Annotated in this window: 7 protein-coding genes and 2 riboswitches; all 7 genes read right to left on the bottom strand. The window is 37.8% G+C overall.

Annotated elements, in window-relative coordinates:
* Positions 1-28: 28 nt before the first annotated feature.
* Complete coding sequence (locus tag D8M05_RS14980; protein WP_121133206.1) at positions 29-1,723, bottom strand: methyl-accepting chemotaxis protein; 1,695 nt, start codon at positions 1,721-1,723, stop codon at positions 29-31.
* 205 nt (positions 1,724-1,928) lie between these two features.
* Complete coding sequence (locus D8M05_RS14975) at positions 1,929-3,233, bottom strand: NCS2 family permease (RefSeq protein ID WP_121133204.1); 1,305 nt, start codon at positions 3,231-3,233, stop codon at positions 1,929-1,931.
* A gap of 355 nt (positions 3,234-3,588) precedes the next feature.
* Positions 3,589-3,692, bottom strand: a riboswitch (purine riboswitch).
* Between the two features lie 107 nt (positions 3,693-3,799).
* Positions 3,800-5,335, bottom strand: a complete 1,536-nt coding sequence (gene guaA / locus D8M05_RS14965) for a glutamine-hydrolyzing GMP synthase (protein WP_121133201.1) — start codon at positions 5,333-5,335, stop codon at positions 3,800-3,802.
* A 124-nt stretch (positions 5,336-5,459) separates the two neighbouring features.
* A riboswitch (purine riboswitch) is annotated at positions 5,460-5,561 on the bottom strand.
* A 35-nt stretch (positions 5,562-5,596) separates the two neighbouring features.
* Positions 5,597-7,825 carry a DUF4129 domain-containing transglutaminase family protein gene (locus D8M05_RS14960; RefSeq protein ID WP_245985418.1) on the bottom strand — a complete coding sequence of 743 codons (2,229 nt, stop codon included), beginning with the start codon at positions 7,823-7,825 and terminating at the stop codon, positions 5,597-5,599.
* Positions 7,822-9,093: a DUF58 domain-containing protein gene (locus D8M05_RS14955; protein WP_121133197.1), complete on the bottom strand. Its 1,272-nt coding sequence runs from the start codon at positions 9,091-9,093 to the stop codon at positions 7,822-7,824. The genes D8M05_RS14960 and D8M05_RS14955 overlap by 4 nt, the downstream gene beginning before the upstream one ends.
* Positions 9,094-9,096: 3 nt before the next feature.
* Positions 9,097-10,053 carry an AAA family ATPase gene (locus D8M05_RS14950; RefSeq protein ID WP_121133195.1) on the bottom strand — a complete coding sequence of 319 codons (957 nt, stop codon included), beginning with the start codon at positions 10,051-10,053 and terminating at the stop codon, positions 9,097-9,099.
* A gap of 444 nt (positions 10,054-10,497) precedes the next feature.
* Positions 10,498-11,997 carry an amidase family protein gene (locus D8M05_RS14945; RefSeq protein ID WP_121133193.1) on the bottom strand — a complete coding sequence of 500 codons (1,500 nt, stop codon included), beginning with the start codon at positions 11,995-11,997 and terminating at the stop codon, positions 10,498-10,500.
* Between the last annotated feature and the right edge of the window lie 30 nt (positions 11,998-12,027).

Below are 12,027 nucleotides of genomic sequence, written 5' to 3'. Positions count from 1 at the left end.
GTGTTTACCGATTAGAGTTCCTTTTTATCTATAGCTTAAATTTATTAACAATTGAATTAAGATTATTGGACATTTCTGCTAGTTTTGATGATCGGTTTGAAACTTCATCGATAAAAGCAGTAGATTCTTCTGTTGCAGCTGATACGCCTTCTGCGCTAGCTGCAATCGTTTCATTAGCTTTTTCCAAACGTTGGATATGTTGAACAATTTGCTCAGATATATTTTCCTCATCATGTGTTAAATCGGATAAACTGCTAATTTCTTCAGCAATATTATTAATCGCTATTCGAATACTATTAAGTGCTTCTCCAGTTTCACTAACCGTTCGCTCGCCAGATTCCACTTTTTTATGACTATCCTCAATACTTGTTACAGATTCCACAATACTTGATGTGATTTTCGAAATAACTTTCTCTACTTCTTGGGCTTCTACGTTCGATTGTTCAGCTAATTTTCTTATTTCATTTGCAACAACAGCGAATCCTTTCCCATGTTCACCTGCTCGAGAAGCCTCTATTGTTGCGTTAAGTGCTAATAAATTGGTTTGCTCTGCAATTCCAGTAATCGTCCTTGTGATTTGTTGAATTTCAGTAGTATAGGCATTAAGCGCCTCAATGGTTTGTTTTGTCTCTAATGATGATGATTTAATTGCATTCATTTGTTCTGCTGTATCATTCACTTTTTGAATCCCATCTACTGCTGTTTTCATTGTATATTCAGCACTCTTCACACTATTATCTACCTTTTCGCTAGAGATGTTAATGAGTTCTGCAAGATTTATCAACGCATTCGAGGTGTTAGTAGTCATCTCGGCACCTTCAAAAGTTCCAGCAGCTACTTCCTCCATATTATGCGAAACTTGACCAAGAGCTACACTCATTTCTTTCATAGAGGTAGATGTATAATTTGCACTCTTCACTAAATCATCGGATGCCTCTTTAATGGTTGTAATAACCTTTCTTAGATAGATAGACATCTCATCAAGATTCCGTGCTAAATCACCAACCTCATCTTTGCTAGAAATCTTGTTTTCCTGCTCCGTGATATCTCCATCAGCAATTTTTCTTGTTCGCTCGATAAGTGTTGAAAGTGGTTTTGTTTTCTTTCTAATTAAATAGATCGTTATAAATGCAGCAATTAATAAAGGGATGGACCCAACCAATATTCCTTCTTTCACCACATTCCACGTGCGTTCTGTTACGATATTTGCATCAAAGTCAATAACACTAACCGCTACTATTTCTTTTGTTGCATCATGATCTTTGAATATAGGGGCATAACCAGAAATTCGCTCCATTCCACCATATTCATATACTTCCGAGTACGTGGAATGTTTCATTTCTGTTAATGCTTGTATCGCTTTTTCATCCATATAAAAGTTATCCCCAATATCAAAGCCCTGCTCTTCCAGATTATCATCTAATGCTAGAATTTCTCCGTCCAAACTAAGCACATAATGATTTTCAAAGATATCTTTATGGTCAATTGTCCAATTTAATTTTTCTCCTATTTCTTCACTTCTATTTCCATTTTGTAAGTCTTCAATATCTTGCGCATCCAAAAGCCCAGTCGTTATGTTTGCACAACCATAGGCCTCAACCCCCGCAGCTTGGTACAAACTATCATACGCTGTTCTATATGTAGTAATAGCATTAATAACAACGGTCGCAAGAATAACGCCAATAATAATAAATCCTAATCTCCATGTTAACGATCTCTTCATAACTAGTCCCTCCACCCTTATAATAATACGGCATAAATCGGTGCCTGTCACTTGTCGAATAATGGCAGAATTTGTCGAATGTTATATTAGTAAATGAAAGAATTGGAGTGGCAGTGCTTCTCTATTTAACTATGAACGCAAGTCAAAGACTACATACAAAAAAAGGCCGGAACCCACTCACCCATGGTTCCAGCCCTTCACTAAATTAACTTAAGAAAATAAAATATAGAATAAAGATTACAAACAGACCATACATAATTGGATGTATTTCCTTCGCGCGACCTTTAACAATCATCGTAATTGGATAGAAAACAAATCCAACAGCAATACCCGTTGCAATACTGTATGTTAATGGCATCATTAGAACAATAAAGAATGCTGGTACTGCAATTTCAAACCTATCCCATTCAATATTCCTCAGTTGCGCTGCCATCATTACACCAACAATAATTAATGCTGGCGCAGTTACCTCAGATGTTACAATCCCAAGTAATGGAGAAAAGAATAGAGCTAGTAAGAAAAACCCAGCTGTAACAACCGATGTGAAACCTGAACGACCACCTACACCTACACCTGCTGTTGACTCAACAAACGAAGTAGTAGTTGATGTACCAATTATAGCACCCGCAACTGTTGCAGTAGAATCTGCAAGCAACGCCCTACCTGCACGTGGTAGTTTATTATCTTTAATTAATCCAGCCTGTGTTGCCACAGCCACCAACGTACCTGCTGTATCAAAGAAGTCAACAAACAAGAATGTCAAAATTACAACCAACATATCAAGGGTAAAAATATCACTTAAATGTAGTAACGCTTGACCAAAAGTCGGTTCAATACTTGGTACGCTTCCAACAATGTCACTTAAACCACTTGGAGGATTAATCAAGCCAAAAATCATACCAACAATTGTTGTAATGATCATTCCATAGAAAATTCCAGCTTTCATCCCTTTAGTCAATAGAATAATAGAAACCACTAATCCAAAAATCGCTAACAAAACAGTAGGAGAAGTAATATCCCCGATACCAACTAATGTCGCATCATTATTTACAACAATTCCTGAATTTATTAAACCAATAAAAGCTATAAACAATCCAATACCTGCACCAACTGCTAATTTTAAATTAGCAGGAATAGCATTGATAATTTTCTCACGGAGTCCTGATAATGATAAAACGATAAATATAAGTCCAGAAACCATTACTCCAGTTAAAGCTGTTTCCCAAGCAATCCCCATTCCTAAAACGACGGAATAAGCAAAGAATGCATTTAATCCCATTCCAGGTGCAAGTGCGACTGGATATTTTGCAACAAGCCCCATTATTAATGTACCAATAGCTGCCGCTAATGCCGTCGCTGTAAATACAGCACCTTGATCCATTCCTGCATCCGCTAAGGTTTGCGGGTTAACGAATAATATGTAAGCCATTGCGAGAAATGTAGTTAACCCCGCCATAAACTCTGTTCTAAAATTTGTTCCTAATTCTTCAAACTGAAAATACTTCTTCATTCTTTGTTCCTCCTTATAATTAGAAAAGCTGAAGTGCCCGTTTAGCGACGTACAGACTGCGCCCACGCAGAGCGTGGGTGGTTCGATTTTAATCGAACAATCCTACGTAGGAGATAAAGGAAACACGCCCCTTTATGGGGTATGCCGACGCCTGAGCCTATGCCCGTTTTTAGTCGGCCTTCCTTACAACTTGAGTCGATGCCTGCCTTATCGTACGGAGGTGAGGGAAGTCTCGCTAGTCGCTGGGCGCTGGAGCAAGACATTAGAAAGCGAAAAGCACCCTTGGAATCTCCAAGAGTGCTACATATACAGAAAAAGTAATCATCAGTCTAGTCTATAAAACTTCTAAACTTCTATTCATTACTATAATCTGCGTAGTCAGACTGTTTACGGTAGTCTGGTAGATACTCATAGGCCCTTATTCCCTAAAATTATACGCATTTCTATTAATTTATATTACTATAATACTAAGTTTGTCGAAGGTTGTCAACAAAAAGTCGAACGTTATTTATTTTTATGTAAATAATGTTCGACTTTTATAGGAAACTAATTATAATACTATGATTTTACTCCCACTCAATCGTAGCAGGTGGCTTACTCGTCACATCATACACAACACGATTAATATGAGCGACTTCATTCACGATACGTGTGGAGATCTTTTCTAATACATCCCATGGAATACGCGCCCAATCAGATGTCATTCCATCAATAGAAGTTACAGCACGGATACCTATCGTATAATCGTAGGTTCTTGCATCACCCATAACACCTACACTTTTAATGTTCGGTAAAACGGTAAAGTATTGCCAAATGTCACGGTCTAATCCAGCTAGTTTAATTTCTTCGCGTAAAATTGCATCAGATTCCCGAACGATTTCAAGCTTATCTTCCGTAATTTCACCAAGTACGCGGATAGCTAGTCCTGGACCAGGGAATGGTTGACGCCATACAATATAATCAGGAATTCCTAGTTGGGTTCCTAGTTCACGAACTTCATCTTTAAATAACGTATTTAATGGTTCAATTAACTCAAACTGCATATCTTCTGGTAAACCACCAACATTATGATGAGACTTGATTGTTTGAGCAGTATCTGTTCCACTTTCAATAACGTCTGTATACAACGTTCCTTGCGCTAAGAAATCAATATCTTTCAATTTCGCTGCTTCGTCATCAAATACATAGATAAACTCATTTCCTATAATCTTACGCTTTTTCTCTGGATCATCTACACCAGCAAGTTTAGACAAGAAACGGTCTTTAGCATCAACTTTAATAATATTCATCTTAAAGTCATCAGCAAATACTTGCATGACCTCATCTGCTTCATTTTTACGTAGAAGACCATGGTCAACAAAGATACATGTTAATTGGTCACCAATTGCCTTATGAATTAGGGCAGCAACTACAGATGAATCAACCCCACCACTAAGCGCACATAATACTTTTCGGTCACCAACTTTTTCTCTGATATTCGCTACTTCTTGGTCAATAAAGCTCTCTATACTCCAGTTTCCAACGCTATCGCATACATCAAATACGAAATGTCTCAATACATCATTTCCGTATTCCGAATGACGAACTTCAGGATGGAATTGTACACCATACAATTTTTTATCCTCGTTGCTTATTGCAGCAATCGGTGTTGAAGGACTTGTTGCATCTACTTTAAAAGATGGTGGAGCGACGGTTACTTTATCACCATGACTCATCCAAACGGTCTGCCTGTTAGGTGTATCTTTGAAAAGTGTTGGATTATCGTTTAAATCAATCAAGGCTTTTCCATATTCACGATTCTTTGACTTCTCTACTTTCCCATCAAAATGAAGCGCCATTAATTGCATCCCGTAGCAAATACCTAATACAGGAATATTTAAATCAAAAAGCTTTTCATCACAGCGGAAACTATTTTCATCATAGACACTATGTGGACCACCAGAAAGGATGATTCCCTTTGGATTCATTTCTTTAATTTCCTCTGCTGTTAATTTATGTGAATGCAACTCACTATATACGCCAAATTCCCTAATTCGACGGGTAATTAGTTGGTTGTATTGACTACCGAAATCTAGTACAAGAATCATTTGCTCGTTCTCCATGACTTACGCCCCTATCTGTAATTTGCTTTACTTAAATCTATTAATCACTAACAAAAAAACCTAGATTTCTAACTTCTTGCAGTCAAAAAAAACTACAAAAAGGCAGAAACCAAGGCTTTAGCGATGGAAATTATTCTGCCTTCATAGTCAGAGCATTTACGGTGCCCCGGTAGAAACTTTCGAACCATATTATCGAGGATATACGAAAGGCTATCATATTTATTATGCTACTTCTTATTCTACTAATCAAGAAAGACGCGGTCAACCCATTATCCGATTAATTAAATCTTTCCATAATTTCGTTAGTTCTTCCGTATGGTTAGCATTTGTTTCATTTTTATAAAGCATCTGCTCATAAAAAGTTGTAAGTAAACCCATTTCATTTGTTCCATATTGTGTATCGATACCCTCAGCAAACTCTGTTAAGGTTTGGCCAGGCTCTATTTCATAACCTTTATGTTGTAACAATCTAATTAGAAAATGATATGCATTTTGAAAAGCTTCCTCATCTACTGTCTGATGATTTAACTTCGAAGCATACATCTTTTTTTGCAAGTGAAATCTTAATTTATACATAACTATTCCAATAATTATTATTGAGCCAAGGATCATACCAATTATCCACCAATTGACTTTGAAACCATTTTCTGACCTATTCGTTTGATTAAAGGCAGGGGCAACTTCTTCCTCTTCTAGTATCTCCTGTTCTTCTTCAGGAACTTCTAGGTCTTGTGGTATTTCCATCGTATCATCTTGAGTCATACCGTCTTCCGAATTCGCATCAGAATCTGTATGAAATTCAGAGAGATTAGAGAACCCTTGTGTTGGTTCAAATGGAACCCAACCTGTATCAGGAAAATACACTTCAACCCATGAATGCGCATTTGCATTCGTTACTCTGTATACATCGCCTTCATCACCAACATTATTCTCTATCATATCCCCACTTGTAAATCCCTTTACCCAACGTGCTGGAATATCTAATGTTCGTAACATTACCACCATTGAAGTGGAGAAGTTATCGCAATACCCAACCATCGAATCGAATAAGAATTGATCAACATAATCCTGATTTTCTCCAGGAATTGGAACGTCTGTTGTTTGATATTCAAAACCATTACTACCAAAATACCGCTCAATTGCTTTCGCTTTATCATAACGGTTATCATATGTTGCTGTAATTTCCTCTGCTAAATCTTGTACTCGCTGTGGCAATGTTTCAGGGACCTGCGTGTACTGTTCGACAATATTCTCTGGGTCATCATTCGTAGTTAAACGTAATTGATTGATCGCGAAGGATGGATTATCATATGTGAAATGATATCCACTTAAACTTATAGGTTCATCCTGCGTTCTTGTTTCAATTGCTTCTGAATTCTTATCTAGAAAATAAGATGCTTCTTCTTCATTACTAGCAGACGCGCTTACATTGCGGGTTCCATATGGATAAATTAATTTCTCAATGTTTGTACCTTCTACCATTGTCAATTCCGCTTCAAGTCTCTCTGTTTCAACCGTATCTTCAAATGTATTTAAGGAAATCACGCCATCTTGTTGCAGTTCATATGCTGGGTCTTTTGACGTAACCCAGCCTTTCCCTGTATACATATCCCTTGTTTCAATTCGGTAATAATGTGCTTCAGATACCTTTGCTGTAAAAACTGGCGTATGGTCCTGAATAAATGACCCACCTAGCCTTGAATCATCCTCACCATAACCCACCTTTTTCACACCTTCTCCCATTCCAGTAGGACCGGCACCTTCTGCTGTACTTGTTATAAATGGAACAGGATCAGGCCATTGTGGACTGAACTTTGGTGCAGCAATCCCAATACAGAGGGAAAATAGAATAATTCCTACTGCAGATGGTAACCATACCCTCGTATTTCGCAACCAAGCACTTCGTATTGAATCGTGACTTAACTCCTTCATCATGTTGACAAAAGCCAAAGCAATTAGCGCTAGAACGAATGATCGGACAATGGCAAACCCTGCATTATAAATCGTAAAGGTATCTAGTACGGTTAAGTAAATGAAGGTTAGTAATACGAATAAAAAGACCCGTTTCATTTGGACAAACCAATAATAAAGGAGATAGCTCATCAGCCATATTAAAATAAAAAACAGAAAACTCCTAAATAAAGGTGTAAGATAATGCCACTGTTGGGCAAATAACGCCTCAATATTAAAGTTAAATTCCCTTACAATCTGCTCTACACCCATTAGGCTAAAAATAGGTTGTTCGATATACATACTATAAATAATGAATAATAATACCAATCCCTTTATTAGAAAGGAAAATCCCCATTTCACTTGAAGCATGGAAATAAAGAAACAAAGAATCGCATATATAATAAACACGGAAATATTCCTTGTGTCTGTTACGTCTTTTAATGGGTAAATCCATTCAAGAAACAAGAAAAGACTGCATAAATACAAGATAGAGGTGTATAAAAGTGATGACTTTTTCTTAAAAAGACGATTCATCATAAACTCACCTCAATCGGTTTTTTTACTAATTGCTCTTCTGTTAAAACATCCACAGCCATTCCAGAAGAATGAAGCTCCTTAATCACTGCTTGTTCATGATGAGCAATGAATGACTTAGATTGAACAAGAATAACCCCTAGACTTTTTATCCGTTTATTCAATTGCAGAATCGTTTGCTTAAATTGCTCATCAAGATGGGTTGTAATAACAACCACGATATCCCCATGACCCAAACGCATCATCTGTTCTTTTAAATCATTAGAAAAAGAGCCATTTCCAGAAGCATTAAGCCCTGTCAAATGCCTTTTTGCTATTGTATACATTGCTACGTCCTGACAGGTTGGGAAAAAGGCAGAATTTCTATCTCCACCTATTGTTAGTAGACTAATTTCGGTTAATTTCTTTCTGAAGGTCGTCATAAGAGAAAGTGTTATCTCGACTGTCGCCTCAAAAGCTAAAAAATTTAGGGAAGAGTAGTTACAATGATCAAGCACTAACGAAACATTTATACCCTTTTCCTGTTCAAATTCCTTCGTCATTATAGTATTCTTCCTAGCAGTTTGTTTCCAATCAATCCATGAAAACTTATCACCTGGCTCATATTCCCGAACACCGACTGCTATATTCGTATTAGTTACTTCCATAGGTGAAGTAGCTCGAGATCCTTGATCAAAGCTTCGATTTTTTTCATACAATCGCAGCGGCACTTCAGTAGGGTTAGCAGTTAATTTATCCTCCACATTGAATATATGTTCCTTCTTTACTAAGCCAAATACGTCCCCAATCCGAACCCGAACGGCTGTCAATTGATGCTCTCCGCGAGGTACTTGTCCAATTGTATATTCTAAGCGAATGTTCTTCTTAAAATAAGGAAATACAACCTTTTTTATATTACGATCGGTCAATAACTTATCTGGACGATCCATGTAGTAATATTTTTCCTGTTTGCTATCCATTTTACGAAGGGTTTCTGGAAACACTTCCTCCACAATACAGTAGTAGACGGGGAATGCTACCTTTCTCTTCATATCAATTGAAACGGTAACACCATCCCCAGCCGCTATCACCTGTCTGGACAATTTGCGTGTTACTTTCCATTTTTTCATCGGATAAAGAAGAAGCCCAAATTGGTAAAAAATAATTGGCAATAAGCTATAAAATAAGAACCAACTAACAAAGCCACCTTGGAACATTGCATATGAAAATAAGACAGCGATTAACAGGAGGACAAATGCTATATTTAAGGTGAATTTCAGCTTGTCCTTCATTCATTAAAATTCCTTTCGAATCGGAATATGTGTTGTCTTCACAATATTTGCTACCACATCTTCACTTGTTACACCATCATATTTCGCCTCTGACATTAGAATAATCCGATGTGCCATCACATAAGGAGCAAGATATTTCACATCATCTGGAAGGACATAATCCCTTCCATAGATATACGCATGGGCTTTTGCAGCCTTCATTAATGCAATCGCTCCCCTCGGACTTACCCCTAAATATGTTGCATGATCTTCTCTAGTTTTCGTTACTAGATTAATAATATATTGTTGTATATTTCTATCAATATAAACCTCTTTTGCCTCTTCCTGTGCCAAAATCAATTCATCTTTTGTCATCACTGCTTCAATGGAATCAATAGGGTGATTTCTTGACGTTCGTTCTAATATTTCAAGCTCTTCGATAAAAGATGGATAACCCATTTTTAGTTTTAAGATAAAACGATCCAATTGTGCTTCTGGTAATGGATATGTTCCTTCATATTCTATTGGGTTTTGAGTTGCCATAACAAAGAAAGGTTTTTTAAGGGGTAGTGATTTTCCATCTACAGTAACATTCTTTTCTTCCAATGCTTCAAGAAGTGATGATTGTGTCTTAGGAGAAGTGCGGTTAATTTCATCGGCTAAAATAATATTACCTAATATTGGCCCCGCCCTGAATTCAAATTCTAGTTCTTTCGGGTTATAGATGGAAACACCCGTTACATCGGATGGTAGTAAATCTGGGGTGAATTGAATTCTTCTAAAATCACAGTCTAGTGATTTGGCTAAGGCACGAACAAGCATGGTTTTTCCAACACCTGGAACATCTTCCAACAGAACATGCCCTTCCGCAAGCAATGCTACTAAACTAAGTCTTGCAACATCCTCTTTCCCTATTATTACTTTATTTATATTTGATAAAATTCGTTCAACCTTTTCGTTATACACGCGCGTACCTTGCATGAATTTCTCCGCCCCTTTCTTTTGTGGGTATATTCTTCTTTCCTGGGATATATGCTAGTTTTTTTGCTATATTCTCTTTTCTCGGGATATACGTTCTCTTCTCCGGATATATTCTTTTTTCTCAGGTTATCTCTGTCTTTTCTAGTATTTACACAATGATATATATTAACTATACAAGAAATACCTAGCAAGTAAAAGTAGAAATATTTGTAAAATTAGTATTTACATATGACGCGATTTTTAAACTAGTATTCGAGATTTTGACTCGTTTTTATAGATTTCTGAGCATTGCTGGATTCTGAGTAGAGCGGCTTTAACTAAGAGAACTCCGTGAATGATGAAAAAAGTAATCTGCCGATATACCTCATCACTATCCGCCGATATATCATCTCACAAGGGACGGCGCAGCCCACCAGCAACCGCCCTACAAAAGAATCTACCTATCTAACTAAAATACGGATTACCGTCCATCCCTACCCACAAGTCTGATTGTTCTAACTGATAAGCAAGCTGCAAAAGTCGGTGTTCCTCACCCTTCTGTGCCATAACTTGCACACCTAGAGGAAGTCCCTCATCTGATAAATGCACAGGAACACTCATTGCTGGCTGCCCTGTTAAATTTGCTAGTTGCGTAAAAGGAGTATACGTTAAACTAGGTAAAAACATGTCATACACAATTTCTTGCTGCTCGCGACCATTTCCAGCCGTACTTATCCTTTCAATTAAACGCTCCCGAGATTCCAAGTCATGCGTTAATTCTCCAACTTTCGGTGCTACATGAGCCGTTGTTGGCGAAATATAAAAATCATATAAACGGTGAAGATTTGCCATTTTTTCTGCTGCATGATCCCAAGAATTTAAACTTGCTGTGTATGCAGCAGCTGATACGGATTTCCCAGCTTGATGCAATACCCAGGATTCAATTTCTACATCATCTGCAGTTAAGTATCGACCCAATGCACGCTCAAGCCCAATAATCGTGGCATTCATTTCTCCGCTATTCATGATGTAGTAATCCTTCATCAACTGAATACCATCCACATTATTTTGCTCTTCTTCTACATGGTGGCCTTCCGCTTCAAGCCACTGAACCGTTTTCCTCACTGCATCAACTGCTTCCTTTGAAACGGGTGTCCCAACAGGTGACTTTGTTGAAAAAGCAATACGTAACGGATTCTTAAATGCTTCCCTCATCGTTCGCTTATAACTTCCAGGATACAACGGTGTTTGGAATGCTGCTTCTGGTTGAACAACTTGAAGCAGATCAAGCATTGCCGCACTATCTCGTACCGTTCTACTTAGAACAAAATTAATCGATGCACCTTGCCATTGTCTTCCATATCCTGGACCAACCGCTGTACGACCTCTTGTAGGTTTTAATCCAAACAAACTGGTGAAAGATGCAGGAATACGAATCGATCCACCACCATCACTTGCCCCTGCTATCGGAATGACACCTGAAGCAATTGCACTTGCCGCACCACCACTCGATCCCCCTGGGGAAAAATCCGAATTCCACGGGTTTCTAGTCGGACCGTATAATGCAGGTTCGGTTATATTTTTCAAGCCAAACTCTGGCGCATTGGTATGTCCCATAAAGTGAAATCCCGCATCACGAAATGCTTTTACAAAGTAAGAATCATGTTTGGACCTATTTTCACTTAATAGCTTAGACCCTGACGTCATTAACTCGCCTTCAATACTCTGAGATATATTTTTGAGTAAAATAGGAAGACCGTTAAACGGCGCATCCTCTATCGAAATGCTCTCCGCTTCTTCCAGAGCCTTTTCCTTCCTTATATGTGTAGCTATATTTAACATAGGTTGTACCTTGTCCAACTGCTTGAAAGCAACCTCCATTAATTCCTTTGCTTTTATTTCCTTATTTCGAATCAAGTTTGCCATTTCCGTTGCATCTAATGCTAAATACGTTTCGATATTCATATGTACACCCCACCAATGCTTTTTATACTT

This window comes from Oceanobacillus bengalensis, assembly GCF_003628445.1.
Classification (GTDB): Bacteria; Bacillota; Bacilli; order Bacillales; family Amphibacillaceae; genus Oceanobacillus; species Oceanobacillus bengalensis.
Note: the sequence above shows the minus strand (reverse complement) of the source record. Positions and strands in the feature narration are given on the sequence as shown.